Raw genomic sequence first — 24,564 nt, 5'->3', positions numbered from 1 at the left:
GACCGCTCCTCATCTTGCGAGAGGACGATCAACGCTTCGAGCGGACGATCGCCCCGAACCTCGTCAGCAGGGCTGCAAGCGCCATGATCGTCAGAAGCCAGGCCGTCCCGCGGAACAGTTCGCCATACCCATGGGCGGCGATCAGGGGCGTGCTGACCAGAGGCGAGCAAAACTGGCCGATGAAGATCGATGCGGTCAGGATGCCCCCCGCCATGCCCCGCGAGCGCCGGGGCGCGAGATCGAGCGCCATGGCGACGAAGCTCGGCGAAACCAGCGCGTAGCCGGCCCCGATCAGGAGCGCCGCCGCAAGCAGACCCGGCATCGATGCCGTGCGCGACAGGAGCAGGAAGCCCAGCGCCATCGCCGCGTAGCCGATTGCGAAAACGCCCGCCGCACCGCTCGCCCGCCGGACATGCCGATAGAGCAGGGCGGTGCAGCCGCCGGAGATCATCAGCAGGCCGAGGACCGTCCCGGTCATCACCGCGCTCTCATAGCCCCGGGTCTCCAGGAAGAACGAGATCTGCGTCGGCATCAGGAAGAAGATCATGTTCGTCGCGCCCTGCAGCAGGACGAGCGCAGCGAGCAGGCTGCGCCAGGACGGGTGTCCGTCATGGTCGCTGGCGGGCATGGCGCCCGTAGCGGCAGCGACGCGTGGCGGCTCGACGATGGCCAGCCACATCAGCGGCAGGAAGATTGCGGCCAGCCCGTAGATCGCGAAGGGCAGGCGAGGCGACAGCGTCGCCGCCCCGCCGGCCAGCGAAATGAAGACCAGCCCGCCGAAATTCCGCGCCGAGATCTGCAGGCCGGTCAGGGCGTTGCGGTCGTCGCCGGTGAAATAATCACCGATCAGCGCGGTCTGCGCCGTCATGATCAGCGCGACGGCGACGCCGAGCACGAGGCGGCTTGCGAAGATCGACGGCAGGTCGGGCAGGACAAGCCCGGCGCTGCCCGCGATCACGAACAGTACGACGCCGACGAGAAGCATCGCACGCCGGCCGATCCGGTCGGCAGCGAAACCGGTGAGCGGCGCAAACAACGCGACGCTGAGCGAGGGCGCCGGCACCAGGAGCCGCGTCAGCAGCGCCGCGTTGGGGTCGTCGGCGAACAGGCGCTCTATGCCCGGAAGCGCGGGGCTGATCGTCGCGTTCGCCATGGTGGTAAGCGATGCGGCCATCAGCAGGGCGATGGCGCGCGAGTCCGCCCAGATCGGGCTTTCTCGTGTTGTAACAATGCTTTCCATGATTTTTCCTCTTGCCGAATTCATGCGTTCGGCAGAGCCTACGAATTCAAGTCGACTTGAGGTCAAGCATGCTGTTGCTGGATATTGGAAAGGTCGCGGAGCGCTCGGGCGTGCCGGCCTCGACCCTGCGCTATTACGAGGAGGTCGGCCTCATTCGCTCGGAGGCGCGTCGCGGCCTTCGGCGGCAGTTCGACCCCGATGTCCTGCTCAGGCTGTCGCTGATCGGGCTGGGCAAGACCGCGGGCTTCTCGCTGGAGGAGATCGCCGCGATGTTCGGCGCGGACGGGAAGCCGAACATCCCGCGCGAGCAGTTGCGGGCCCGGGCCGACGAGCTCCAGCGGCAGATGGTCGGGCTGAGGACCCTGCGCGATGCTCTGCGCCATGTCGCGGATTGCCGTGCGCCGACTCACCTGGAATGCCCGACCTTCCGGGCGCTGCTGCGCACGGCTTCGCGCCGCGAGCTCGCCTACACGCCGTCCCGGCCGGAGAAGGAGAAGAAAATGCTGTCGAAGCGGCGCGCTCCGGGCAATTGACCGCTGCGGCGATGCAGCTTTTCCCGCGCGCGATCTATCGCTTGGACAGCCCTCCGCCGCATGATAGGGGAGCCGCGACGAAGCCGGGCGCCCACCGGCCGTTGAACTTCAGGAGCCGGACATGACCGACGCCGCGCTGAACAAGCACCTCTCGAACTCCTTCTTCGGCGCTTCGCTGCATGATGCCGATCCCGAGATCGCGCGCGCGATCGACCTGGAGCTCGGTCGCCAGCGCGACGAGATCGAATTGATCGCCTCCGAGAACATCGTCTCCCGCGCCGTGCTCGAGGCGCAGGGCTCGGTGATGACCAATAAATACGCCGAGGGTTATCCGGGCCGCCGCTATTACGGCGGTTGCCAGTTCGTCGACATCGCCGAGAAGCTCGCGATCGAGCGCGCCACCCGACTCTTCGGCTGCACTTACGCCAACGTTCAGCCGAACTCCGGCTCGCAGGCCAACCAGGGCGTCTTCATGGCGCTGATGCAGCCGGGCGACACCTTCATGGGCCTCGATCTCGCCGCCGGCGGGCACCTGACCCACGGCGCGCCGGTCAACCAGTCCGGCAAGTGGTTCAACGTCGTCTCCTACGGCGTCTGCGTGGTCGACCAGATGATCGACTACGACGCGATGGAGCGGCTTGCCGTCGAGCACAAGCCGAAGGTCATCGTCGCCGGCGGCTCGGCCTATGCCCGTCACTGGGACTTCGCCCGCTTCCGCGAGATCGCCGACAAGGTCGGCGCCTATTTCATGGTCGACATCGCGCATTTCGCCGGGCTCGTCGCCGGCGGCGCGCATCCCTCGCCGTTCCCGCATGCCCATGTCGTCACCACCACGACGCACAAGACCCTGCGCGGCCCGCGCGGCGGCATGATCCTGACCAATGACGAGGCTCTGGCGAAGAAGTTCAACTCGGCGATCTTCCCGGGTATCCAGGGCGGCCCGCTGATGCATGTCATCGCGGCCAAGGCGGTCTCCTTCCACGAGGCGCTGCAGCCGGAGTTCAAGACCTATGCGCACGCCGTCGTCGCCAATGCCAAGGCACTGGCCGAAACGCTGAAGTCGAAGGGCTTCGACCTCGTCACCGGCGGCACCGACAACCACCTGATGCTGGTCGACCTGCGCTCGAAGAAACTGACCGGCAAGGCGGCGGAAGCCGCGCTCGGCCGCGCCCACATCACCTGCAACAAGAACGGCATCCCCTTCGACCCCGAGAAGCCGATGACCACTTCGGGCATCCGCCTCGGCACGCCGGCGGCGACCTCGCGCGGCTTCGGCATCGCCGAGTTCAAGCAGGTCGGCGAACTGATCGCCGAGGTGCTGGACAGCCTCAGCCAGAATGGCGAGGAAGGCAATGCCGCCGTCGAGCAGGCTGTGACCGCCAAGGTCAAGGCGCTCACCGCGCGCTTCCCGATCTATTGAGGCTTCGTTGAAGGGGCTCTGAGAAAGGCTGGCGAACCGGAATGCGCTGTCCCTATTGCAGCTCCCTCGACACGCAGGTGAAGGACTCCCGTCCCACCGACGATCACGCCTCGATCCGCCGCCGCCGGGTCTGCCCCGATTGCGGCGGCCGCTTCACCACCTTCGAGCGCGTGCAGTTGCGCGAGCTCACCGTCGTGAAGCGTTCGGGCCGGCGGACGCCCTTCGACCGCGACAAGCTGGAGATCTCGATCGCGCATGCCCTGCGCAAGCGCCCGGTCACGCCGGAGCGGATCGAGCGCATGGTCAACGGCATCGTTCGTCAGCTTGAAAGCTCGGGCGAGGCGGAGATCCAGAGCTCGACCGTCGGCGAACTGGTGATGGAGGGGCTGAAAGGCCTCGACGACGTCGCCTATGTCCGCTTCGCCTCGGTCTACAAGAACTTCCGCGAGGCGAAGGATTTCGAGGAACTGCTCGGCCAGCTCGGCACCATCGACGAGGAGGGCATCTCCGCCCCGCCGCCGCGCGCCGATGACTGATCCCAGAGCATTTTCGCGCGAAGCGGGCCCCGCTTCGCATCGGGAAAATGCGCCAGAACAAAAATCTGCGATCGACCGCGCCTTCATGCGCCAGGCGATCGCCTATGGCGCACGGGGGCTCGGCACGACTTCGACGAACCCGTCTGTCGGCGCCATCATTACCCGCGATACGCCGGACGGTCCCGTGGTGGTCGCGCGTGGCCATACCCAGCCCGGCGGTCGCCCGCATGGAGAGGCGCATGCCTTCTCGCGGGCGGGTGCGGCCTCGATGGGCGGCACGCTCTATGTCACGCTCGAACCCTGCTCGCATCGCTCGGTGCGCGGCGGCATCCCTTGCGTCGAGCACACCATCCTCTCGGGCGTGAAGCGCGTCGTCTCCTCGATGTCCGACCCGAACCCCTTCATCGCCGGGCTCGGCCATGCCCTGCTGCGCACAGCCGGCATCGAGGTCACGGTCGGTGTGCTGGAGGAGGAGGCGCGGCAGGCCCATCGCGGCTATCTCACGCGCATCACGCAAGGCCGCCCGATGGTGACCTTCAAGATCGCCCGCACGGCCGACGGCTATGCCGGTGGGGCAGGGGGCGTCCCGCTCTCCGTGTCGAGCCCGGTTGCCGGCGGCTGGGTCCATCTCCAGCGCGCGCATCACGATGTCATCATGCTCGGCATCGGCTCCGTGCTGGCGGACGATCCGCAGCTCACCGTGCGGCTGCCGGGCATGGCGGACCGTTCGCCGATCCGCGTCATCCTCGACACGCATCTACGCCTGCCCCTGACCTCGAAGCTCGTCCGCACGGCCCATGAGGTTCCCGTTTGGGTGATCGCGGCCGAGACCGCGCCAATCGAGCCGGAGCAGGCGCTGGTCGAAGCCGGCGTCGAGGTCATGCGGGTCTCGCTGGGCCCCGACGGCCATCTCGATCTCGGCGAGGCGCTGACGCTGCTTGGCACGCGCGGGATCAACCGCGTCTTTTCGGAAGGCGGCCCGCGCATCGGCGAGAAGCTGGCGCTCGCGGGTCTGGCGGATGAGGTCATCGTCTCGACCTCTCCGAAAACGCTGGGGCAGCCCGGCGTCGTTGCGGTGCGTCCAGGCCTTGCCGCACAGTTGGCCGACCCCGATCTATACGCCCTTGTCGAGGCCGGTCAGATCGGTCACGACCGTTTCGAGCATTTCACGAGGAGAGGCTGATGTTCACCGGCATCGTCACCGCCATCGGCGAGGTCGTGGAGGCGCAGCGCAAGGGGCCGAGCCTCAAGCGCCTCGCGATCGCCTGCCCCTATGAGGCCGAAGGCATCGCGATCGGCGCTTCGATCGCCTGCGCCGGTGTCTGCCTCACCGTCACCGCATTGCGCGCTCGCACGGATGGCGAGCCCGGCTGCATCTTCCAGGTCGAGGCTGCCGCCGAGACGCTGGCGAAGACGGTCGTCGGCACCTGGGAGCCGGGCACGCGCATCAATCTCGAGCGCTCGCTCAAGGTTGGCGACGAACTCGGCGGCCATCTCGTCGTCGGCCATGTCGACGGCCCCGGCCGCATCCTGAAGATCGATGCGATCGAGCCCGACCCCGACGAGCCCTGGGGCGCGACGGCACGCTTCCACATCCGCGCCCCGCAGGGGCTGGAGCGTTTCATCGCGACCAAGGGCTCGATCTGCCTCGACGGCACCTCGCTCACCATCAACACGGTGGAGGATGATGTCTTCACCGTGCTGCTGATCCCGCACTCCTTCGCGGTCACCACCTGGGGGGAGCGCAAGGAGGGTGACTCCGTTCATGTCGAGGTCGATCTGATGGCACGGTATGCCGCGCGGCTTGCGGAGGCGCGCCCGCAAGGGTAACGAGCCCGATCACGTTCCAAGAAGGACACAAGAAATGGCCGGACCCCGGCAGACCTCGGCCGACAAGGCCGCAACTCCTGCCGTCGAGATCGACGGCGCACGCGTCCTCGTCGTCGAGGCACGCTTCTACGACAAGCTTGCCGATGAACTGCTGGCCGGCGCGACCGCCGTGCTGGAAGAGGCAGGCTGCCGCGTCGACGTCGTCACCGTCCCCGGCGCGCTTGAAATCCCCTCGGCGATCGTCATCGGCCTGCGTGCCGCTGACGAGTCAGTGGATCCCTATGAGGCGGTCGTCGCGCTCGGCACCGTCATCCGCGGCGAGACCGGCCATTACGACATCGTCGCCGGTGAAAGCTCGCGCGCGCTGATGGACCTCTCGGTCGCTTTTGCGCTCCCGCTCGGCAACGGCATCCTCACCGTCGAGAACGAGGCGCAGGCCTGGGCTCGCGCCAACCGCTCGGACATGAACAAGGGCGGCGGGGCCGCCGAAGCGGCGCTCGCCGTGCTGCGCTACAAGCGCTCCCTGGCGGAGCCGTCCCAATGAGCCGCGCCGAGAAGCGGCGCGGGGCGCGGCTCTCGGTCGTGCAGGCGCTCTACGAGATGGAAATCGGCGGCCGCGGCGTCGTCGAGGCGATGGCCGAGTTCGAGCATTTCTGGATCGGCAAGGAGGTCGAGGAGATCGAACTGCCGCAAGCCGAGATCGCCTTCTTCCGCGACATCCTCGGCGGCGTCGTCCGCGAGCAGCGCCTGGTGGACCGGACGGTCGACGAATTGCTGGCCAAGGACTGGCCGTTGAAGCGCGTCGAGGCCGTCGTGCGTGCGATCCTGCGCGCCGGCGCCTATGAGCTCGCCTTCCGCAAGGACGTGCCGGCCCGCGCCGTGATTTCCGAATATGTCGCGGTCGCGCGCGCCTTCTACGAGGGCGACGAGATCGGCATGATCAACGCCGTGCTCGACCGTATGGCCCGCGACTTCCGCGCCGAAGAGTTCGACCCAGCCAGCGCCTGATGACCGAACCGTCCCGCCCCGGCGAATTCGAGCTGATCGCCCGCTATTTCGCGCCGATCGCCGGGCCGGGCGGGCTTGGCCTCCTCGACGATGCCGGGCTGCTGCGGCCAGGCCGCGGCTATGAGGTGGTCGTGACAGCCGACGCTCTCGTCGCCGGCGTCCACTTCTTTCCTGACGATCCGCCGGACGCGATCGGCTGGAAGGCGCTGGCCGTCAATCTCTCCGATCTCGCCGCCAAGGGCGCCAAGCCCGAAGGCTTCGTCCTGACGCTCGCTTTGCCGCGCGGCTGGACCGAGGGCTGGCTCGCCGATTTCGCAGCGGGGCTCGCCCGCATGGCCGAGGCGGCGGGCTGTCCGCTGATCGGCGGCGATACCGTTTCGACCTCGGGGCCGCTCACCTTGTCGATCACCGCCTTCGGCACGGTCCCAGCCGGGCGGATGGTGAAACGCTCCGGCGCGAAGCCAGGCGACATCGTGCTCGTCTCCGGCAGCATCGGCGACGGCGCGCTTGGCCTCAAGGTCCATGGCCCCGACAAGCCGGACTGGGTCGCTACGCTCGGCGCCGAGGATCGCGCCTTCCTCGCCGATCGCTATCTCCATCCGCAGCCGCGCCATGCACTCGCCGACGCCTTGCAGCGCCATGCTTCGGCTGCGATGGACATCTCAGACGGACTCGTCGGCGATCTCGCCAAGCTGTTGAAAGCCTCGAGTGCAGGCGCCGAGATCGATCTCGACGCGATCCCGCTCTCGGGCCCGGCCCGCGCCGCGCTCATGGCCGCTCCCGCACTGGCGGAACTGGCCTGGACCGGCGGAGACGACTACGAAATTCTCTGCACGGCCTCTGAAAGGGAATATCCTGCTCTGATTGCGGCGGCGGAAGGATCAATGCTTCTGCTAACGCCGATCGGGCGGATCTCGGACGAGGCCGGTGTGGTGACTTATCGCGGGAAGGGTGGGGCGCACAGCTTCGCGCAGGGCTCCTTCTCTCATTTCTGACGGCGGCGCATCACGGCGACCGCGAGGCGCGTTGTGATGAATCAGCATGTTCCGGCTCTTGATGGCGACGGGCTCGCAAAGCGCAATGCGCTGGTCCTCGCCGGTGCCCAGGCGCTCGGCGGCGCCAATCCGGCGATCATCGTCTCGCTTGGCGGCATTGTCGGGGCGCAGCTCGTGGCCGACCAGGCCTTTGCGACCGTGCCGGTCAGCCTGCTTCAACTCGGCATCGCTGCGGGCGTCATCCCGGCTGCGATGATCATGCGCCGGCTGGGCCGGCGCAGCGGCTACCTGATCGGAGCGCTCGTCGGCGCGGCGGGTGCGAGCATTGCGGCCGGCGGTGTCTCGCTGCGCCTGTTCTGGCTGTTCTGCCTCGGCACCTTCGTTTGCGGGCTCTATGGCTCCTTCGTCCAGAGCTACCGCTTCGCGGCGGCCGATACCGCGACCGATCATTTCAGGCCCCGCGCGATTTCCTGGGTCATGATCGGCGGCCTTGCCGCAGGCGTCATCGGCCCGCAATCGGTCTACTGGACGCGCGACCTGACGCCGGCCGCGCCCTTCGCCGCGAGCTTCATCGCCCAGGGCATGCTCGCGCTGGTCGCGATCCTGATCGTCTCGCGCCTGCGCGCGCCGCCGATGGCCGCAATCCGTTCAGGCGGCGGGCGTCCGCTCGGCGAGATCATGCGCCAACCGAAATTCATCGCCTCGGTCACGGCCTCGCTCGTCGCCTACGGGCTGATGAGCTTCGTCATGACGGCCGCGCCGATGGCGATGGTCGCCTGCGGCCATTCGGTCGGTGACGCCACGCTCGGCATCCAGTGGCATGTGCTGGCGATGTTCGGGCCGAGCTTCTTCACCGGCCGCCTGATCGCCCGCTTCGGCAAGGGCACGGTCACGGCGGTTGGCCTCGGCCTGACCGCGCTCGCCGCCGTCGTCGGCCTCACCGGCTTGAGCGTCGGCCATTTCTGGCTGGCGCTGATCCTGCTCGGCGTCGGCTGGAACTTCGGCTTCATCGGCGCCACCGCCCTGGTGACGGATTGCTACCGGCCGGAGGAGCGGGTGAAGGTCCAGGCGGCCAACGATTTCCTCGTCTTCGGTTCGGTCGCCATCGCCTCCTTCTCGTCGGGCGGCCTGCTCAGCCATGGCGGCTGGAACGCCGTGAACTGGCTGGTCTTCCCGCCGGTGATGGTTGCTCTCCTGCTGGTGGCATGGCAGCGCTTCCAGCGGCCCGCCACGGCCTGAGCCAGGCCCGCTAACCTCGATCGGAGCAAGCTGATGAACAACCGCGCCTTCCCGCCCGCGACCGGCCAGGTTCCGCCCGGCGCCATCGGGCATAATCGCGGTGTCATCAAATCCAACTACGCCTTCATGCCGCCGGAGGGCGTGCTGGTCAGCCGCCTGCCGCAATATCGCGACACGATCGTGCGCGTCCTTACCGGGCCGGTCATGGGCGCGGCCTTCGCTCAATACGTCCTCGAGATCGCGCCCGGCGGCGGTACGCCGGCCGCCTTCAGCGAAGACGGCATCCAGCACTTCTTCTATGTCCTCTCCGGCGAAGTCCGGATCGCCGTCGCAGGCGGTGCGATGCAGGCGCTCACGAAGGGCGGGTTCGCCTATCTGCCGCCGGCGACCGCGTTCACCCTGCGCAACGAATCGACGGAGGGCGTCCGCGTGCTCGCCCTGCGCAAGCGCTACGAGCCGGCGCCGGGGCTCGCCGTGCCGGAGCCGATCGTCTCGCATCAGGACGCTGTGCCGATGGCGAATCACACCGGCATGGAAGGGCGCGGCTTCCAGTTCCTGCTGCCCTATGGCGACATGCGCTTCGATTTCGAGATGAACCTGATGTGGTTCAAGCCGGGCGTCTGCTTCCCGGCGGTCGAGACCCATGTGATGGAGCACGGCCTCTACATGCTGGAAGGGCAGGGACTCTACCTGCTCGGCGCCGACTGGCACGAGATCTGGGAGCGGGATTTCATCTGGATGGGCGGCTTTTGCCCGCAGCAATTCTATCCGACCGGCTACGGTGACGCCTGCTATCTGCTCTACAAGAACGTCAATCGCGACCTCGCCCTGTGACGATCCACCGATCCGCCTGACATTCGAGCGGATTTGTCAGTCGAGGCGTTTGCGCTCTTCGCCGAAACTTGCCACAAATTCGCCTGACACTGGCGACGCGGAGCGGGCCCTGAGTCTTGAGGGCCCGTTTTTTCGCTGCCTGACGTCCAATGCTGCAAAAAATGAGGAGCGACAGCGCTCCCGCCGACTGCAAGCTCTAGGGTCAGGAAATCGAATGTCAGCTCTGCTTCTCATCATCATATTGAGTGCGCTTTCCATAGCCTACGGCGTCTGGGCCTATGGCGATGTGATGAAGCGCGATGCCGGCAACCAGCGCATGCAGGAGATTTCCGGTGCGGTCGCCGAAGGCGCGCAGGCCTATCTCAAGCGCCAGTATCTCACGATTTCCATGGTCGGCGTCGTGCTCTTCATCGCGCTCGCCTGGCTGCTCGGCAAATGGGTGGCGATCGGCTTCCTGATCGGCGCGGTGCTCTCGGGCGTCGCCGGCTTCATCGGCATGAACGTTTCGGTACGCGCCAACGTCCGCACCGCCCAGGCTGCGATGCAGTCGCTGGGCGAGGGCCTCGACGTCGCCTTCAAGGCGGGCGCGGTTACCGGCATGCTCGTCGCCGGCCTCGCGCTCCTTGGCGTCGCGGTCTACTACGGCGTCCTGACCTCCTATCTCGGCTTCGAGCCTTCCAGCCGCACGGTGATCGATTCACTGGTGGCGCTGGGCTTCGGTGCGTCGCTGATCTCGATTTTCGCCCGTCTCGGCGGCGGTATCTTCACCAAGGGTGCTGACGTCGGCGCCGACCTCGTCGGCAAGGTCGAGGCCGGCATCCCCGAAGACGATCCACGCAACCCCGCGACCATCGCCGACAATGTCGGCGACAATGTCGGCGACTGCGCCGGCATGGCCGCCGACCTGTTCGAGACCTATGCGGTGACGCTGGTCGCGACCATGGTTCTCGCCGCGATCTTCTTCGCCGGCCAGCCCGCTCTCGGCACGATGATGCTCTACCCGATGGCGATCGGCGCGGCCTGCATCGTCACCTCGATCATCGGCACCTTCTTCGTGAAGCTCGGCGCCAACCAGTCGATCATGGGTGCGCTCTACAAGGGCTTCATCGCCGCCGGCGTGCTGTCGGTCGGTGCGATCGCGGCGGTGAACTATGCCATGTTCGGCGGCTTCTCGGCCTCCTTCACCACGACGCAGAACGTCACCTTCACCTCGGGCAGCCTCTTCGCCTGCGCGCTGGTAGGCCTCGCGGTGACGCTGCTCATCGTCGTCATCACCGAATACTACACCGGCACCGGCAAGCGCCCGGTGGTTTCGATCGCCCAGGCCTCGGTGACCGGCCACGGCACCAACGTCATCCAGGGCCTCGCGGTCTCGCTGGAATCGACCGCGCTGCCGACCATCGTCATCATCGCCGGCATCATCGTATCCTACAGCTTCGCCGGCCTGTTCGGCATCGCCATCGCGACGACGGCCATGCTGGCACTGGCCGGTGTCGTCGTGGCGCTCGATGCCTTCGGCCCGGTCACGGACAATGCCGGCGGCATCGCCGAGATGGCGGGCCTGCCCAAGGAAGTCCGCCACTCCACCGACGCGCTCGACGCGGTCGGCAACACCACCAAGGCGATCACCAAGGGTTATGCCATCGGCTCGGCCGGCCTCGGCGCATTGGTGCTCTTCGCGGCCTATACCTCGGACCTGAACTTCTTCATCGGGGAAGCCAACAAGGCGGGATCGACGACCTTCCAGTATTTCAAGGGCGTCACGGTCGATTTCACCCTGTCGAACCCCTATGTCGTCGTCGGCCTGCTGCTCGGCGGCCTGATCCCCTTCCTCTTCGCTGGCATGGGCATGACGGCGGTCGGACGCGCTGCGGGCTCCGTCGTCGAGGAAGTGCGCCGGCAGTTCAAGGAGAAGCCCGGCATCATGCAAGGCACGGACCGGCCCGATTACGGCCGCGCCGTCGACATGCTGACGCGCGCCGCGATCAAGGAAATGGTGGTGCCCTCGCTCCTGCCGGTGCTGGCGCCGATCGTGACCTATTTCGTGATTTACTGGATCGCCGGCAAGAACAACGCCTTCGCAGCCGTCGGCGCCATGCTGATGGGCGTGATTGTCACCGGCATCTTCGTCGCGATCTCGATGACCTCGGGCGGCGGCGCCTGGGACAACGCCAAGAAGAGCTTCGAGGACGGCTTCGTCGACAAGGACGGCGTGCGCCATCTCAAGGGCTCCGAGGCGCACAAGGCCTCGGTGACCGGCGACACCGTCGGCGACCCCTACAAGGACACGGCGGGCCCCGCCGTGAACCCGGCGATCAAGATCACCAACATCATCGCCCTGCTGCTGCTGGCGATCCTGGCGCATTCCTGATCGCAGGCAGCATCGAGACAATCGCGAACCCGCGGCGAAAGCCGCGGGTTTTTCTTTGGGCTCGCCGGAGAGCGGAAAATGTTTGAAGGCAATAGCTTGCGAACCTGACTTGAATCGGTTCGACAACCTCTTGAATCAAGCTCCGAAGCTACGGCCGGGTCCGTAGCGTTCCCGCATGCGCCGGCATCGCCCCGCTGGCATGGTCCCGCCAACCCCAGGAGGACCCATGTCCACGCAAACGCTCGACCGCCCCGCCGCTGCCCCCAACCGCGCTGTGGAGTTCGCACTCCTGCTGGTGCTGGCCGTGCTCTGGGGCGGCTCCTACACCTTCATCAAGCTCGGCGTGGAGACGATCCCGCCGCTGACCCTGATCGCGGCCCGGACCCTCATCGCTGGCCTCGTTCTGCTCATGGTCATCCGCTGGCGCGGCCTGCGCTTGCCGCGCGACCTCGCGACGTGGCGACTATTCATCGTCCAAGCCTGCCTCAACAGCGTCGTCCCCTTCACTCTGATCGCCTGGGCCGAGCGCAGCGTCGATGCCGGGCTGGCGACGATCTTGAGCTCGACCAGCCCGATCTTCGTCGTCCTGCTCTCCTGCCTGTCGGCTTCGGCGGAACGCCTGCCGCGCCTGCGCCTGGCCGGAATCGCCGCCGGTCTCGCCGGCACCGTCCTGATCGTCGGCAGGCAGGCGATGTCGGGTTTCGGCGAGCAGCTCTGGGCCCAGATCGCCCTGGTCGCCGCCAGCATCTGCTATGGCGGGGCGGCCTTGTTCGGGCGCAGTTTCAAGGGGCTCGATCCGATCATGCCGGCTGCGGGCTCGCTCCTCTGCGGCGCGTTCGTCCTGCTGCCGCTCAGTCTGGTGCTGGACCGACCCTGGACGCTGGCGCCCTCGGTGCAATCGATCCAGGCGCTGGTCGCGCTGTCGCTGGTCTCGACCGCTCTGGCCTTCGTGATCTATTTCCGGCTGATCGCGCGGCTGGGCTCGGTCGCGACGACATCGGTCGCCTATCTGCGGGTGCCCACCGGCGTGCTGATCGGCATGGTCTTCCTCGGCGAGGCGCTGGTGCCGACCGCCTGGGCCGGGCTCGTCCTCGTCATCGCCGGCGTGCTGGCGATGACGTTGCCGCTGCGCAGTCGCTCGCCGGCAGCCTGATCAACCCTCAGTGCCGCGAAGGCGCAAAAAAGCCCGCGGTTCGCACCGCGGGCTTTTGATGTCCGGTGACCTGAAGGCGCCCCGCTTACGAGCCGAGCGGGTTGAACTTGGTGACGCCCTTGAACAGGTTGCGCAGGAAGCTCTGCTCCTCGCCGCCGGTCGGTGTGGTGCGGCTGATGAAGTCGAAGATGATGCCGTCCTGCAGGCCGTAATGCGCGATGCGCTCGACCTTGAAGCTCTTGTTGAAATAGATCACCAGCACCTGCTGGTCGATGGTCTGCGGGTCCTGGAACTGGAACCGGCGGCGCATCGTCTGGCTGATATAATAGAAGGTCCGGTTGCCGATCGTCGAGGTCGTCGACGGGGTGCCGAGCGTCGTCAGCACGGCCTGCACGTCCATGCCCGGCTTGACCTGCGCGATCAGCGCATCGTCCATCACGAAGCCGCGGTTGAACACCTCGTTGATGCCCGCCGAGGTCGGCAGCACGAAGCCGCCTGCATCGGGGCCGCAGCCTGCAAGCATGAGGGAGGTGGTCGCGAGGGCTCCGAGCAGAGCCGTGCGGCGGGTGATCTGGGTCATGCGGGCACGATCCGAAAGGCGAGCACGGCCCGGGACGATCCCAAGCCGCTTGTCAAAAGGGTAAGGGTTGGCGTAACGCCCGAGAATGGCTTTGGCAAGGCGAGTGCGCCCCGGCAGCAGCGGGCGGGAGTAAACAGGTGATTTTCGGGTTGTTCGGCAAGCGTGCCAATCGGCGCTCTCCTGTGGACACGCTGTTCGGGCGGGTCGCCGAGGCTTCGCGCCTGCCTGCGCTTTATATCGATGGCGGTATTCCCGACAGCTTCGAAGGCCGTTTCGAATCGCTGACCCTGCATGTCCTGCTGGTGCTGCGCCGGCTGCGCGAATTGCCGCCTCCGGCCGCCGATCTGGCGCAGGAATTCATCGATGCCTGCTTCGCTTATCTCGAGCTCGGTTTCCGCAATGGCGGCATCAGCGATGTCGCCGTGCCCAAGCGAATGAAGAAGATCGGCCAGATGTTCTACGGCCGGGTGCAGGCCTATGAGGCCGCGCTGGCCGCTCCCGGCCTGGAGACACTGGCCGAAGCGCTGGGGCGCAACGCCTGCGCACGGGAAGCGGCGCCTGCGCTGGCCGCCTATGCCCGTGCCGCGCAGGAGGCGCTCGCCACCGCCGATCTGGACGGCATCATGAACCGGGACAATCTCTTTCCCGCCTTCTCGGCCCGGGAGGTCGCTCATGACGCCTGATCGTGCCCCAGCCTTGCCGCTCAGCCATCCGATCCGGATCGAGGCGATCCGCACCCGCGGCACCGAGGTCGTGGTGCGGGCTGAGGCCGCGCAGCTGCCGGCCATCGCGGCGCAGCTCGGCCTCGTGTCCATCGAATTGCTGGAGGCGCGCCATGTCCTGTCGCGCAATGGCGAGCGCGTTAAGCTCGAAGGGCGCATTGCGGCCCGGCTCCATCAGGCCTGCGTCGTGACGCTCGAGCCGTTCCCGGTTCAGCTCGACATACCCGTCAAGCTCGATTTCACATCGGAGGAGGAGAGCGCGGCCTTCGCCCGGCGCAACGAGCGGGACGATACCGAGATCGATATCGAAGTGCTGCTGAACGAGGACGATCCGCCCGAGCCGATCATCGACGGCGTGATCGATCTCGGCGGGGTCACGCTGGAGTTCCTCGCGCTGGCGCTCGATCCCTATCCGCGCAAGCCCGGTGCCAGCTTCGACTCGTCCGCGGGCGACGCCGCCGTGGAATCGCCTTTCGCGGCGCTGGCAAAGTTGAAACGCGGTGACTGAAGCGCTTCGCGGCCCTTGCGCGGCTTGCGGCGCTGGCCCAAACCGCTATTGTCCGGCCGGCACTGAGCCGCCCCGGATTGAAGGTCGGCCATCTCCGGGACACGCCAGAATTCCATGACAAGACCGGTTACAATCGCGCTCGATGCGATGGGCGGGGACCACGGCCCGACCATCGTCATACCCGGCGCCGCGTTGATGCTCGAGCGCCGTCCGGATGCCCGATTCGTCATCTTCGGCGACGAGAAGCAGGTGCTGCCGCTGATCGACCAGCACCCGAAACTCAAGGCGGTCACGACATTCCACCACACCGAGGTCTCGGTGAAGATGGACGACAAGCCGAGCCAGGCGTTGCGCTATGGCCGCTACAAATCCTCGATGTGGCGCGCGATCGACGCGACCAAGACGGGCGAGGCGGATGTCACGGTTTCGGCCGGCAATACCGGCGCGCTGATGGCGATGTCGAAATTCTGCCTGAAGTCGATGGCGCAGGTCGACCGGCCGGCGATCGCCTGCCTGTGGCCGACGGCCCGCGGCGAGAGCATTGTGCTCGATGTCGGCGCCACCATCGGCGCGGATGCGCGCCATCTCGTCGACCTCGCTGTGATGGGCGCGGCCATGGCCCGCGTCGTGCTCGATCTCGACCGGCCGACCGTCGGCCTGCTCAATGTCGGCGTCGAGGAGATCAAGGGCGTCGAGGCGGTCAAGGAAGCCGGCCGCATCCTGCGCGAAAGCAACCTGCCGCATCTCGCCTATCACGGCTTCGTCGAGGGCGATGATCTCGGCAAGGGCACGGTCGATGTCGTGGTCACCGAGGGCTTCACCGGTAACATCGCCCTGAAGACAGCCGAAGGCACCGCCCGTCAGATCGCCGATTACCTGCGCGCCGCGATGAGCCGCTCGCTGATGGCGAAGATCGGCTATGTCTTCGCCCGTGGCGCCTTCGCGGCGCTGAAGGACAAGCTCGACCCGCGCAAGTCGAACGGCGGCGTCTTTCTCGGGCTGGAAGGCATCGTCATCAAGAGCCATGGCGGTACGGATGCGATCGGCTTCGCCAGCGCCGCCGAATTGGGCTATGAAATGGCACGCGAGGACCTGATGGCGAAGGTCCGCGAAATGGTCGCCGCGAGCACGCGTCCGGAGCTGATGGCCGCGCAGCCCGCCGAGGCGGAATAGGGAACAACCTTCTTGTCCATCCTGCGCTCTCAAGTCGTCGGCTGCGGCTCCTACCTGCCCGCGCGCATCGTCACGAATGCCGAGCTGGCCGCCCGCGTCGACACCAGCGACGAGTGGATCGTCCAGCGCACCGGCATCCGCCAGCGCCATGTCGCGGCCGATGACGAACCGACCTCGGTGGTCGGCCTCAAGGCGGCGCAGGCGGCGATCGCCGACGCCGGCATCGACCCGTCCGAGATCGACCTGATCATCGTCGCGACCGCGACGCCGGATCACACCTTTCCCGCCACGGCGACGCAGATCCAGGCGGCGCTCGGCATTACCGGCGGCGCGGCCTTCGACCTGCAGGCGGTCTGCTCGGGCTTCGTCTTTGCGCTGGCGACCGCCGACAAGTTCCTGACCACGGGCGGTGCCCGCGCCGCCCTGGTGATCGGCGCCGAGACCTTCTCGCGCATCCTCGACTGGGAGGACCGCGCCACCTGCGTGCTGTTCGGCGACGGCGCTGGCGCCGTCGTGCTGAAAGCCGCGCCGGGCGAGGGGACGCTTGCCGATCGCGGCATCCTCACCACCCATATCCGCTCGGACGGCCGCCACAAGGACAAGCTCTATGTCGACGGCGGCGCGGGCTCGACCAAGACGGTCGGCTTCCTGCGCATGGAAGGCAAGGAAGTCTTCCGCCATGCCGTCACCAACCTGGCCGAGACGGTACGCCACACCTTCGAGCAGACGGGCTTGTCCGGCGCCGATATCGACTGGTTCGTGCCGCACCAGGCTAACCGGCGCATCATCGACGCCACGGCCGACAAGCTCGGCATCAGCCACGACCATGTCGTCGTCACCGTCGACCGTCATGGCAACACCTCTGCGGCCTCGATCCCGCTTGCCTTGGCCGAGGCCCATGCCGATGGCCGCATCAAGCGCGGACAGCTCGTCCTGATCGAGGCGATGGGCGGCGGCTTCACCTGGGGCTCGGCCCTGATCCGCTGGTGACCCAGCGGTAGATAATTCACGAAAATTGTCATGAATCATCGTCATTTCGGGTCGGTTCTGGCCTAAGCCGGCACAATCGCCGCGCTTGAGGATTGACCCGCGCGGCGGGGGCGCCTAGCGTCCGCCGTCCATAATGGCGAAGGGTTGGCGGTTTCAGGCCGCCGCCCGCAATACGCCTTGGAGGATATGAATGGCGGGGCAAACGGTCACTCGTGCGGACCTGTGCGAGGCTGTCTACCAGAAGATCGGCTTGTCGCGGACGGAGTCGTCGAAGCTTGTCGAGGCGGTGCTCGATGAGATCTGCGACGCGGTCGCGCGCGGCGAGAATGTGAAGTTGTCCTCGTTCGGATCGTTCGTCGTGCGAGACAAAGGCGAACGAATCGGGCGTAATCCCAAAACTGGCGTTGAGGTCCCGATCGAGCCGCGTCGCGTGATGGTGTTCAAGCCGTCGAACGTGATGAAAGCCCGCATCAACGGACAGACGGGTGAGGGTGAGACTGAGTGAGCCTGGAGTTCCACGCCGGCGATACCGAGGCCGAATTGGACACCAAGAGCCCAGATGCCTTCCGGACCATCAGCGAGGTCGCCGAAGACCTCGACATACCCCAGCACGTCCTGCGTTTCTGGGAGACCCGCTTCAGCCAGATCAAGCCGCTGAAGCGCGGCGGCGGACGCCGTTATTACCGGCCTGACGACGTCGCCCTGCTCAAGGGCATCCGGCGCCTGCTCTATGGCGAAGGCTACACGATCAAGGGCCTGCAGCGCATCCTGAAGGAGCAGGGGCCGCGCCATGTCCAGGCGATCGGCCGGGGTGCACCGATCGGGGCGATGAGCAGCGCAGCGCCGGCGGTCACGCCGGGCGGTCCGGGCGCCATGCCTGGCGCCGCTGCCGAGGCGGGGCCCGAACGGCTGGCGCCTTACCGGCAGCCCGTTCCCGAAGGGCTTGACGACATCTCGGTCCTCACGGCGGTGCTGAAGGAGCTCGGCGAGTGCCGACGCATCCTCGAGCAGGCCCTGCAGCCGGCGCCGGACACGGCCTGATCCAGACTTGCGGTCGTGCTCGGGGCGTTTGCGCCGATGCAGGCGCGACGCGGGTTGATCGCTCCGCTCTTGACCATAGCTTCAAGGCCGAGGACGACCTGCACGTCCCGTATCGGCGCGGATCGTCGCGCCTCATCACTGGGGAGCGCCGGCATGGCCTGGCTTTATCTGTTCGTCGCGGGCCTGTTCGAGGTCGGCTGGGCCATCGGTCTGAAATACACGCAAGGTTTCACCCGGCTCGTCCCGACCTTGTTCACCGGTGCCAGCATGGTTGTCAGCTTGGGCCTGCTCGGCCTCGCCCTGAAATCGCTGCCGGTTGGCACGGCTTACGCGGTCTGGACAGGCATCGGCACGATTGGCACGGCGATCCTCGGCATCGCCCTGCTGGGCGAACCGGCGGGCGCCCTGCGGCTCGCCTGCATCGGCCTGATCGTTGCCGGGATCGTCGGGCTCAAGCTGGTCTCGGCGTAAGCGCCGGGGCTCAGCTCCGGCGCCAGGATTCCGGCCAGTAGCCGCCGCGCTCGATCAGGACGATCAGGACGATGATCGCGAGCGTGACCAGGATGGTCATGAGCTTCGCGTTCCAGGGCACGCCGCGGCCGATCAGCCAGATCAGGCTGAGGCCGATGATCAGGGGGATGACGATCTCCATGACGGCAGCTTAGAGCATCGGCCCGAAAAGTGGAACGCGGTTTTCGGAACATGCCGATGCAAAATCAAAAGCTTAGGGCATCGGCGCTTCTTGGACAGCCATTCCGAGCCATTCGCCCTTTATTCGAAGCCGACAGTTAACTGGCCTTGCGCGAGTGGCCCGAATTCCAGGCGGGGCGGGATGACGTTGAACATCGCTCCGGCCGAATTGAAGAACAGATGCGCCGACAATCCCATGTTGAAACCGGCGATGGCATCGAGCTGCATGCGTCTGATCGGTCCAAGCCGGAACTCCGACTGGAATATGTGGCCGATGGCCCGCGCTTCGGCCTTGGCTCCGCCTGACAGCTCCCCCACGGCCCCGCCCAAGCCGATCGCCCCCTTCGCGCTCGTCCACAGGTTGAGGTTGGCTCCGGCTTCCAGGTATTTCCCGATGATGATCTTGGGACTGGAAAGGCCGACTTCGGACCTGAATTCGACCTTCAGGCCGGGATTTTCGAGGTCGAACCCCGGTTTGAACTCGTTCTTGAAATACGGCTTGATGAAGCTCGGGGTGCGTGGCTGAAGAACCTTGTCGACGGTATAGCTGATCTTGAAAGTCTTGAAATCCGTGGTTTCCCCGACGAATTGCAGGGTATGGGGCAGCTTGGCGTCGAGTTTCGGCAGTTTCTGAAGAAAGCCGAGCGGCGGAATCTGTTTTGCGCCGTGGGCGAGCATGCTCGCCGCCTGCAGGCCGATATGACGCAGTTCGAGCTTGGGGATGTCGATGCCGGCCTTCTCTACCCGAGGAGCACTCGTCCAGGCCTCCACGGCCTTTTGTCGCGTGAGCAATGTCCCGGCAGTATCGAGAAGCGCCCGGGGCGGCAATGTCTTGCCGGTGAACTGGAAGGTATTGGCCGGAATCGTCACAGTCAGCGTCTGGACCAATGAGTGCTCATCGAACAATCTGGAGCCGGTATCGTCTCCGACCTTGCCGTCGTCCTTGAGACCGCAGGCGCGTTGGAAAGTCTTGATCGCACTTTCGGTGTTGTCGCCGAAAATGCCGTCCACCTTGAGATTGTTGCGACCGCCATTGTAGACGTTGATCGCGTTCTGGATGCCAGCTGTGTTGTTGCAGCGAGATCCCTTTTCGACCCATTTTTTGCCAGGCTCCGGCATGGCGTCAGCCTCCGTCGCGGCCGGCAAGGTGGATCGCGGACAGGCCGCCTTTCGCGCGATCGCCGGGGCGGCTTGAGAGCCGCTGCTCCGTTCTCGAAACAGCTAGCAGTACGATTTCGGCCGGGCGTCCTTCACATGAAGGAGCGGCTGGGCGTTGCTCAGGCCGGCGCCGCGGTCCGGCCGATCGGGCGCTCCCCCTCGACCAGCGGCTTCAACCGCCCGAGCTCGACCGCCAGGAAATCGAGGAAGAGCCGGACGCGGGGCGTATGCCGCATGTCCCGATGGGTCAGCAGCCAGAGGTCGGCTGCGAGATCGGGATCGGGCTCGCCGAACCGCCTGAGGCCGGGGCGCGTGTCGCCGATGAAGCAGGGCAGGAAGCCGATGCCGATCCCGGCCTCGACCGCCTCGGCAAGGCCGAGCACGGTATTGAGCTTGTAGACGACACGCTCCGGCGTGACGTGGCGGGCGAGATAGCGCACCGCGCTCAGCATGGTGAACTGGTCGCCGAGCGAAACCCAGCCGCGTTCCCACAGGCTTTCGCGAGAGGGCAGCTCCGCATCGGGAAAATCGGCGGCACGGCCATAGAGCGCCCAGGCGATCCGGGCGGGCTTGCGGCCGACCAGCGTCTCCGGCGGATTGTCGGTGGCGCGGATCGCGACATCGGCGTCGCGCTTGGAGAGATTGGCGGCCTGGTTGCCGATCAGGATATCGAGCCGGATGTCCGGGCATTGCGCAAGGAAACGGGCGAAGAGCGGCGTCAGCAGGTCGACCAGCAGGGAGTCGTTGGTGGCGACGCGCAACTCGCCGGCCGGCTTGATCTCCTGCCCCGCAAGCTTGCGCGAGAAAGCGGTGATGTCGTCGTCGACGCGGCCGGCGAGCTGGATCATTTCCTCGCCGGCTGGCGTCGCGACATAGCCGCTGCGGTGACGCTCGAACAGCTTGGTGCCGAGCGCCTCCTCGATCTGGCCGAGGCGACGGAACACCGTCGAGTGGTTGACGCCGAGCGCTGCCGCGGCGGCCGGCAGCGCCCGTTTGTCGGAGATCGCCTTGATCAGGCGGAAATCGTCCCAGGCCAGAGGCTTCGCGGCTTGATTCATCCGCTCACTCTCGGCCAAGGGACGCTCCCCTTCAAGGCGGGCTCGCGTCACGCCAAGGCCGGCTTGGCGCTGATGGCCGAGCGCGTGCCGGTGACGGCAAGCGCGCCATCGCCGATCAGCACATGCGCGAAGGCGGTGAGTGCAAGGAAGGCCGGATATTCCCAGCCGCCGTTCGGCGCATTGAAGACCCAGCCGTTCGGGGCGTGGATGGCGAGAGCGCCCAGCAGGACCGGCAGCAGCGCGGCCGAGACGAGACGGCCATGGAATCCGATGAGGATGGCGATGCCGCCGATGAGCTCGGCCAGCATGATCGGCCAGGCGAGGAAGCCGGGCAGCCCGACCTGCCCAAGAAAACCGGTGAAGCCGGCGGGCGTGAAGATGACGAGCTTGAGATAGGCGTGGGCGATGAACATCAGGCCGAGCGCGACGCGCAGGCCAAGGGCGCCATAAGGAGCGAGGCGATTGTCGATCATGGGACGTCTCCTGAAACAGGACCGGTTGGTCTCGAGGCAGAAGATCGATCGGACTTATGTGCAAATCAAATTGTAGAATGGCGATAGTCACATTGCACCAATGCAATGAATTGCCTCTGGCGCTTGGCCGCCTCCATGCCGATCTTCCAGCCAACGGGGCGGATATCTGCCCATCGCGATCGAGAACACGGAGGAGCTTGCCATGCAGATCAACGGCCTTCATCACGTCACTGCCATCTCTGGCCCAGCGCGCCGCAATCTCGACTTCTATGCTCGGGTGCTCGGCCTGCGCCTCGTCAAGAAGACCGTCAATTTCGACGATCCCGGCACCTATCACCTCTATTTCGGCGATGTGGATGCCGCGCCCGGCTCGATCCTGACCTTCTTCCCGTGGGAGCATGCCGCTCCGGGCCGCCTCGGCGTCGGCGAGACGCAGGAGACGGTCTTCCGGGTTCCGGAAGGTTCGATCGGCTTCTGGGCGCATCGCTTCGTCGAGCAGGGCGTGCCGCATGAGGTGCCGGTCAAGCGCTTCGGCGAGACCGTGCTGAGCTTCCGCGATCCGGACGGCATGAGGCTCGCCCTTGTTGGCCTGCCCGGTGTCGAGAAGGAGCCGGCCTGGGCTGACGGCGGCATTCCCGCCGAGCATGGGCTGCGCGGCTTCCACAGCGTCAGCCTGCTGCTGGCCGATGCCGCGCCGACGGGGGCTATCCTCAGCGACGTTTTCGGTTTCACCGAGATCGGCCGTGAGGACACGTTGATCCGTTATGCCGCGAAGGGCACGGCGGTCGGCGGGGTGATCGACCTGCGCGTCGCCGGCGGCTTCCTGCCGGCCCGGCAGGGCGCGGGCTCGGTCCACCATATCGCCTTCCGGGCGGCCGATGACGCCGCGCAGGGGGAGATGGTGCGCCGTCTCGTTCAGAACCACGGCATCAGCCCCACGGAACAGCGCGACCGGAATTATTTCCGCTCGGTCTATTTCCGGGAGCCGGGCCATGTCCTGTTCGAGATCGCGACCGATATCCCCGGCTTCGCGATCGACGAGCCCGCGGCCGAGCTCGGCCGTTCGCTGAAGCTGCCGCCTCAGTACGAGGCGCATCGCAAGGAGATCGAGGCGGTCCTGCCCGACCTCGGCTGACGAGACCCGCCGCCCGCCGTTCAGGCGGGCGGCGGAGCGATACCACGACGCCCTGCCTGCTTATCGCAAGGGGCAGGGTGCTTCCGCTTGACGAAGGGAGACGACCATGACCGCCACGACCGTCGATGCCGATTTCATCCATGTCTTCGAGCCGGGCAGCGATCCGGCCCGCAGGCCGCTCCTGCTCCTGCACGGCACCGGCGGCGACGAGCGCGACCTGCTCTCGCTCGGTCGCACCGTCGCGCCGGGAGCAAGCCTGCTCTCGCCGCGCGGCAAGGTTCTCGAAGGAACGGCGCCGCGCTTCTTCCGCCGCCTGGCCGAAGGCGTCTTCGACGAAGCGGACCTCAGGCGGCGGACCGATGAGCTCGCGGCGTTCGTGTCGCAGGCGCGGGAGCGCTACGGCCTGCCGGCGCCGATCGCGCTCGGCTTCTCCAACGGTGCGAATATTGCGGCGGCGCTGTTGCTGCAGCGGCCCGAGATCCTGGCCGGTGCCGCGCTTCTGCGCGCGATGGTTCCCTTCGCCGAGCCGCCGCGTGCCGATCTCACGGGCAAGCCGGTATTGATCCTGTCGGGCGCGCTCGATCCGATCGTGCCGAAAGCCAATGCCGAAGCGCTGGCGCGCCAGCTCGGTGAGAGCGGCGCCGCCGTCGAGCATCGCGCATTGCCCGCGGGGCATGGTCTCGGGCAGGCCGATATCGGCCTTCTCGGCGACTGGCTGGCGCGCAACTGATCAAGGGCGGCATCGGGAGCATCGGACTGATTACGGCATTCAGTCCGGTGCTCTAGGCCCGGGCGAGCACGTTTCCGACCGGGTCCGCCACGATGACGCGGCGCGCCTTCCCGGCCTGCTCGGCCATCAGGGCCATGTCGATCCGTTGGCGATACTCCGCCCAGGACCCCAGGTTCAATCCGCAATTGGCGCAGGAGACCACGCTCGCATCGCTGAGCGCGTGCGGAACCGAGACACCCGGCGAGCCGCAATCCCCGCAATGGAATCCATTTTGTCTCAACGCGATACCGTCCATGCTGATCGTCGACGCAGCAGCAATCCGCGTGCCGCGTCGGCATCAAAGGCCATCGCAGATGACCGTTGCCTGAACGCGCTTCGTGATCGGAAGCCGGCGACTATTCGACGGTGGAGGTCAGTTCGCGATGCTGGTTATGCTGGTTTCGCTCGGCTTCGGAGCGCGAAGAGACCAGGCGCAGGACCGGGCGGACCGCCGGCGGCGCCGAAGCGAGATCTTTCCGCCCGGCGGCCGCACGCCGGATTTGGGCACGCCGCGCGATAAGCGACATCTGTTGCTTGTGTTTCATGATCGAATGACCCGGAGCCGCACTTTCATCATCGCTCCAACGCAAGTGTTCGCGCAGCCCCCATTTGGGGTGTCCGCTTTCGAAAGGCCGCTGCGATGTCCGGATCAGGTTCCGAGAATGAGGATCAGGGCCGCGCCCGTTGATCGCCGATCCGACGCTCTAGAAGGCGGGTTCGGCGCCGTCGGCCTGACGGCAATCGCCTGGGCGATACGAGCCGTTGCCGTCATGCGACGGGATTGTTCATGATCGTCTCGAAGCGCATTGCATCTGCCGCGCCTCGCCACTATAAGCCGACCCGTCGGAGCGTAGCGCAGCCCGGTTAGCGCACTTGTCTGGGGGACAAGGGGTCGGAGGTTCGAATCCTCTCGCTCCGACCATTCAAATCCCTGAAAATCAGCGGCCAGCCATCTCTCGCATGCTTTCGGGCGTCGCGAGGCGCCTTTGCGGCGCTATGAGCCGAGTCTGATTCGAGGCGATGGATTCGCCCTTTGCACCCGCCGTTGCGGCTCCCGTGATTAACCCTTCCTTAGGCTTGTCGTTGCTCTCGCGCCGTCGCGCAGCCA

Annotated in this window: 28 protein-coding genes and 1 tRNA gene; 22 read left to right on the top strand and 7 right to left on the bottom strand. The window is 66.6% G+C overall.

Annotated features, from left to right (window positions below; genetic code table 11):
* Window positions 1–28 precede the first annotated feature (28 nt).
* Entirely contained in the window at window positions 29–1,240 is a 1,212-nt protein-coding gene (locus AC1RLU_RS08495; RefSeq protein WP_492794961.1) for an MFS transporter, read from the bottom strand.
* A 68-nt stretch (window positions 1,241–1,308) separates the two neighbouring features.
* On the opposite strand from AC1RLU_RS08495, the gene AC1RLU_RS08490 reads away from it, so the two are divergent.
* The 12 genes from AC1RLU_RS08490 (at window position 1,309) to AC1RLU_RS08435 (ending at window position 13,159) form a co-directional block, all read left to right on the top strand.
* The gene (locus AC1RLU_RS08490; protein WP_492794959.1) at window positions 1,309–1,773 is read left to right on the top strand and encodes a helix-turn-helix domain-containing protein; all 465 of its coding nucleotides are present in this window, start codon (window positions 1,309–1,311) and stop codon (window positions 1,771–1,773) included.
* A gap of 121 nt (window positions 1,774–1,894) precedes the next feature.
* Complete coding sequence (glyA, locus tag AC1RLU_RS08485; RefSeq protein WP_492794958.1) at window positions 1,895–3,193, top strand: serine hydroxymethyltransferase; 1,299 nt, start codon at window positions 1,895–1,897, stop codon at window positions 3,191–3,193.
* Between the two features lie 41 nt (window positions 3,194–3,234).
* Window positions 3,235–3,729, top strand: a complete 495-nt coding sequence (gene nrdR, locus AC1RLU_RS08480; RefSeq protein WP_061964039.1) for a transcriptional regulator NrdR — start codon at window positions 3,235–3,237, stop codon at window positions 3,727–3,729.
* Between the two features lie 85 nt (window positions 3,730–3,814).
* Window positions 3,815–4,912: a bifunctional diaminohydroxyphosphoribosylaminopyrimidine deaminase/5-amino-6-(5-phosphoribosylamino)uracil reductase RibD gene (gene ribD, locus AC1RLU_RS08475; RefSeq protein ID WP_492794957.1), complete on the top strand. Its 1,098-nt coding sequence runs from the start codon at window positions 3,815–3,817 to the stop codon at window positions 4,910–4,912.
* Window positions 4,912–5,559 carry a riboflavin synthase gene (locus AC1RLU_RS08470; RefSeq protein WP_061964035.1) on the top strand — a complete coding sequence of 216 codons (648 nt, stop codon included), beginning with the start codon at window positions 4,912–4,914 and terminating at the stop codon, window positions 5,557–5,559. Before ribD ends, AC1RLU_RS08470 begins: the two co-directional genes overlap by 1 nt.
* A 34-nt stretch (window positions 5,560–5,593) precedes the next feature.
* Complete coding sequence (gene ribH / locus AC1RLU_RS08465; RefSeq protein ID WP_061964033.1) at window positions 5,594–6,103, top strand: 6,7-dimethyl-8-ribityllumazine synthase; 510 nt, start codon at window positions 5,594–5,596, stop codon at window positions 6,101–6,103.
* A complete protein-coding gene (nusB, locus tag AC1RLU_RS08460; protein WP_061964031.1) occupies window positions 6,100–6,567 on the top strand; it encodes a transcription antitermination factor NusB in 468 nt (155 codons plus the stop codon). The genes ribH and nusB overlap by 4 nt, the downstream gene beginning before the upstream one ends.
* Entirely contained in the window at window positions 6,567–7,562 is a 996-nt protein-coding gene (gene thiL, locus AC1RLU_RS08455; protein WP_492794956.1) for a thiamine-phosphate kinase, read from the top strand. Before nusB ends, thiL begins: the two co-directional genes overlap by 1 nt.
* 36 nt (window positions 7,563–7,598) lie before the next feature.
* Entirely contained in the window at window positions 7,599–8,801 is a 1,203-nt protein-coding gene (locus tag AC1RLU_RS08450; protein ID WP_492794955.1) for an MFS transporter, read from the top strand.
* Between the two features lie 33 nt (window positions 8,802–8,834).
* Window positions 8,835–9,635, top strand: coding sequence for a (S)-ureidoglycine aminohydrolase (allE, locus tag AC1RLU_RS08445; protein WP_492794954.1), 801 nt, complete (start codon window positions 8,835–8,837; stop codon window positions 9,633–9,635).
* Between the two features lie 214 nt (window positions 9,636–9,849).
* Window positions 9,850–12,006, top strand: a complete 2,157-nt coding sequence (locus AC1RLU_RS08440; protein WP_113585602.1) for a sodium-translocating pyrophosphatase — start codon at window positions 9,850–9,852, stop codon at window positions 12,004–12,006.
* Window positions 12,007–12,232: 226 nt separating this feature from the next.
* Window positions 12,233–13,159 carry a DMT family transporter gene (locus AC1RLU_RS08435; RefSeq protein ID WP_492794953.1) on the top strand — a complete coding sequence of 309 codons (927 nt, stop codon included), beginning with the start codon at window positions 12,233–12,235 and terminating at the stop codon, window positions 13,157–13,159.
* A gap of 85 nt (window positions 13,160–13,244) precedes the next feature.
* On the opposite strand, the gene AC1RLU_RS08430 is transcribed toward AC1RLU_RS08435, so the two are convergent.
* Window positions 13,245–13,739 (bottom strand): outer membrane protein assembly factor BamE, encoded by a 495-nt coding sequence (locus tag AC1RLU_RS08430; protein ID WP_082617020.1) that lies wholly within the window; start codon window positions 13,737–13,739, stop codon window positions 13,245–13,247.
* A gap of 137 nt (window positions 13,740–13,876) precedes the next feature.
* Between AC1RLU_RS08430 and AC1RLU_RS08425 the strand changes: the two genes are divergently transcribed.
* The 7 genes from AC1RLU_RS08425 (at window position 13,877) to sugE (ending at window position 18,644) form a co-directional block, all read left to right on the top strand.
* Entirely contained in the window at window positions 13,877–14,422 is a 546-nt protein-coding gene (locus AC1RLU_RS08425) for a ubiquinol-cytochrome C chaperone family protein (RefSeq protein WP_492794952.1), read from the top strand.
* Complete coding sequence (locus AC1RLU_RS08420) at window positions 14,412–14,969, top strand: YceD family protein (RefSeq protein WP_492794951.1); 558 nt, start codon at window positions 14,412–14,414, stop codon at window positions 14,967–14,969. Before AC1RLU_RS08425 ends, AC1RLU_RS08420 begins: the two co-directional genes overlap by 11 nt.
* Window positions 14,970–15,083: 114 nt before the next feature.
* Complete coding sequence (gene plsX, locus AC1RLU_RS08415; RefSeq protein ID WP_061964015.1) at window positions 15,084–16,142, top strand: phosphate acyltransferase PlsX; 1,059 nt, start codon at window positions 15,084–15,086, stop codon at window positions 16,140–16,142.
* Between the two features lie 12 nt (window positions 16,143–16,154).
* On the top strand, window positions 16,155–17,132 hold the full coding sequence (locus tag AC1RLU_RS08410; RefSeq protein ID WP_091855537.1) for a beta-ketoacyl-ACP synthase III: 978 nt from the start codon (window positions 16,155–16,157) through the stop codon (window positions 17,130–17,132).
* Window positions 17,133–17,322: 190 nt separating this feature from the next.
* Window positions 17,323–17,637, top strand: coding sequence for an integration host factor subunit alpha (locus AC1RLU_RS08405; RefSeq protein ID WP_047573001.1), 315 nt, complete (start codon window positions 17,323–17,325; stop codon window positions 17,635–17,637).
* Window positions 17,634–18,173 carry a MerR family transcriptional regulator gene (locus tag AC1RLU_RS08400; RefSeq protein WP_082617018.1) on the top strand — a complete coding sequence of 180 codons (540 nt, stop codon included), beginning with the start codon at window positions 17,634–17,636 and terminating at the stop codon, window positions 18,171–18,173. The genes AC1RLU_RS08405 and AC1RLU_RS08400 overlap by 4 nt, the downstream gene beginning before the upstream one ends.
* A 153-nt stretch (window positions 18,174–18,326) precedes the next feature.
* Window positions 18,327–18,644 carry a quaternary ammonium compound efflux SMR transporter SugE gene (gene sugE, locus AC1RLU_RS08395; RefSeq protein WP_492794950.1) on the top strand — a complete coding sequence of 106 codons (318 nt, stop codon included), beginning with the start codon at window positions 18,327–18,329 and terminating at the stop codon, window positions 18,642–18,644.
* A 10-nt stretch (window positions 18,645–18,654) separates the two neighbouring features.
* Here sugE and AC1RLU_RS08390 read toward each other — a convergent pair whose 3' ends face one another.
* From AC1RLU_RS08390 to AC1RLU_RS08375, 4 genes are all read right to left on the bottom strand, one after another.
* A complete protein-coding gene (locus AC1RLU_RS08390) occupies window positions 18,655–18,825 on the bottom strand; it encodes a hypothetical protein (RefSeq protein WP_170843275.1) in 171 nt (56 codons plus the stop codon).
* Window positions 18,826–18,944: 119 nt separating this feature from the next.
* Complete coding sequence (locus AC1RLU_RS08385; protein ID WP_492794948.1) at window positions 18,945–19,982, bottom strand: peptidoglycan-binding domain-containing protein; 1,038 nt, start codon at window positions 19,980–19,982, stop codon at window positions 18,945–18,947.
* A 158-nt stretch (window positions 19,983–20,140) separates the two neighbouring features.
* Window positions 20,141–21,079, bottom strand: coding sequence for a LysR family transcriptional regulator (locus AC1RLU_RS08380; RefSeq protein WP_492794947.1), 939 nt, complete (start codon window positions 21,077–21,079; stop codon window positions 20,141–20,143).
* A 47-nt stretch (window positions 21,080–21,126) separates the two neighbouring features.
* Window positions 21,127–21,552 carry a DoxX family protein gene (locus AC1RLU_RS08375; protein WP_492794946.1) on the bottom strand — a complete coding sequence of 142 codons (426 nt, stop codon included), beginning with the start codon at window positions 21,550–21,552 and terminating at the stop codon, window positions 21,127–21,129.
* A 202-nt stretch (window positions 21,553–21,754) separates the two neighbouring features.
* Here AC1RLU_RS08375 and AC1RLU_RS08370 point away from each other — a divergent pair, with 202 nt between their 5' ends.
* Window positions 21,755–22,687: a ring-cleaving dioxygenase gene (locus AC1RLU_RS08370; protein WP_492794945.1), complete on the top strand. Its 933-nt coding sequence runs from the start codon at window positions 21,755–21,757 to the stop codon at window positions 22,685–22,687.
* A 106-nt stretch (window positions 22,688–22,793) separates the two neighbouring features.
* Window positions 22,794–23,417 (top strand): alpha/beta hydrolase, encoded by a 624-nt coding sequence (locus AC1RLU_RS08365; RefSeq protein ID WP_492794944.1) that lies wholly within the window; start codon window positions 22,794–22,796, stop codon window positions 23,415–23,417.
* Between the two features lie 52 nt (window positions 23,418–23,469).
* On the opposite strand, the gene AC1RLU_RS08360 is transcribed toward AC1RLU_RS08365, so the two are convergent.
* Entirely contained in the window at window positions 23,470–23,712 is a 243-nt protein-coding gene (locus tag AC1RLU_RS08360; protein WP_492794943.1) for a hypothetical protein, read from the bottom strand.
* Window positions 23,713–24,300: 588 nt separating this feature from the next.
* Here AC1RLU_RS08360 and AC1RLU_RS08355 point away from each other — a divergent pair.
* Window positions 24,301–24,378 (top strand) — tRNA-Pro (locus AC1RLU_RS08355).
* Window positions 24,379–24,564 lie beyond the last annotated feature (186 nt).

This window comes from Allobosea sp. GW822-FHT05A11 (assembly GCF_058800455.1).
The sequence above is the reverse complement of the archived record's forward strand: the minus strand, read 5'-3'. Positions and strand labels throughout refer to the sequence as shown.

Bases quoted from the DNA above. Each gene is read 5' to 3' on its own strand.
- AC1RLU_RS08385 (WP_492794948.1), bottom strand. From the start codon at position 19,982: ATGCCGGAGCCTGGCAAAAAATGGGTCGAAAAGGGATCTCGCTGCAAC.
- AC1RLU_RS08390 (WP_170843275.1), bottom strand. From the start codon at position 18,825: ATGGAGATCGTCATCCCCCTGATCATCGGCCTCAGCCTGATCTGGCTG.
- AC1RLU_RS08490 (WP_492794959.1), top strand. From the start codon at position 1,309: ATGCTGTTGCTGGATATTGGAAAGGTCGCGGAGCGCTCGGGCGTGCCG.
- nrdR (WP_061964039.1), top strand. From the start codon at position 3,235: ATGCGCTGTCCCTATTGCAGCTCCCTCGACACGCAGGTGAAGGACTCC.
- AC1RLU_RS08440 (WP_113585602.1), top strand. From the start codon at position 9,850: ATGTCAGCTCTGCTTCTCATCATCATATTGAGTGCGCTTTCCATAGCC.
- AC1RLU_RS08420 (WP_492794951.1), top strand. From the start codon at position 14,412: ATGACGCCTGATCGTGCCCCAGCCTTGCCGCTCAGCCATCCGATCCGG.
- AC1RLU_RS08360 (WP_492794943.1), bottom strand. From the start codon at position 23,712: ATGGACGGTATCGCGTTGAGACAAAATGGATTCCATTGCGGGGATTGC.
- sugE (WP_492794950.1), top strand. From the start codon at position 18,327: ATGGCCTGGCTTTATCTGTTCGTCGCGGGCCTGTTCGAGGTCGGCTGG.
- ribH (WP_061964033.1), top strand. From the start codon at position 5,594: ATGGCCGGACCCCGGCAGACCTCGGCCGACAAGGCCGCAACTCCTGCC.
- AC1RLU_RS08380 (WP_492794947.1), bottom strand. From the start codon at position 21,079: ATGAATCAAGCCGCGAAGCCTCTGGCCTGGGACGATTTCCGCCTGATC.
- AC1RLU_RS08470 (WP_061964035.1), top strand. From the start codon at position 4,912: ATGTTCACCGGCATCGTCACCGCCATCGGCGAGGTCGTGGAGGCGCAG.
- AC1RLU_RS08375 (WP_492794946.1), bottom strand. From the start codon at position 21,552: ATGATCGACAATCGCCTCGCTCCTTATGGCGCCCTTGGCCTGCGCGTC.
- ribD (WP_492794957.1), top strand. From the start codon at position 3,815: ATGCGCCAGGCGATCGCCTATGGCGCACGGGGGCTCGGCACGACTTCG.
- AC1RLU_RS08495 (WP_492794961.1), bottom strand. From the start codon at position 1,240: ATGGAAAGCATTGTTACAACACGAGAAAGCCCGATCTGGGCGGACTCG.
- thiL (WP_492794956.1), top strand. From the start codon at position 6,567: ATGACCGAACCGTCCCGCCCCGGCGAATTCGAGCTGATCGCCCGCTAT.
- AC1RLU_RS08430 (WP_082617020.1), bottom strand. From the start codon at position 13,739: ATGACCCAGATCACCCGCCGCACGGCTCTGCTCGGAGCCCTCGCGACC.
- AC1RLU_RS08365 (WP_492794944.1), top strand. From the start codon at position 22,794: ATGACCGCCACGACCGTCGATGCCGATTTCATCCATGTCTTCGAGCCG.
- allE (WP_492794954.1), top strand. From the start codon at position 8,835: ATGAACAACCGCGCCTTCCCGCCCGCGACCGGCCAGGTTCCGCCCGGC.
- glyA (WP_492794958.1), top strand. From the start codon at position 1,895: ATGACCGACGCCGCGCTGAACAAGCACCTCTCGAACTCCTTCTTCGGC.
- plsX (WP_061964015.1), top strand. From the start codon at position 15,084: ATGACAAGACCGGTTACAATCGCGCTCGATGCGATGGGCGGGGACCAC.
- nusB (WP_061964031.1), top strand. From the start codon at position 6,100: ATGAGCCGCGCCGAGAAGCGGCGCGGGGCGCGGCTCTCGGTCGTGCAG.
- AC1RLU_RS08405 (WP_047573001.1), top strand. From the start codon at position 17,323: ATGGCGGGGCAAACGGTCACTCGTGCGGACCTGTGCGAGGCTGTCTAC.
- AC1RLU_RS08450 (WP_492794955.1), top strand. From the start codon at position 7,599: ATGAATCAGCATGTTCCGGCTCTTGATGGCGACGGGCTCGCAAAGCGC.
- AC1RLU_RS08435 (WP_492794953.1), top strand. From the start codon at position 12,233: ATGTCCACGCAAACGCTCGACCGCCCCGCCGCTGCCCCCAACCGCGCT.
- AC1RLU_RS08370 (WP_492794945.1), top strand. From the start codon at position 21,755: ATGCAGATCAACGGCCTTCATCACGTCACTGCCATCTCTGGCCCAGCG.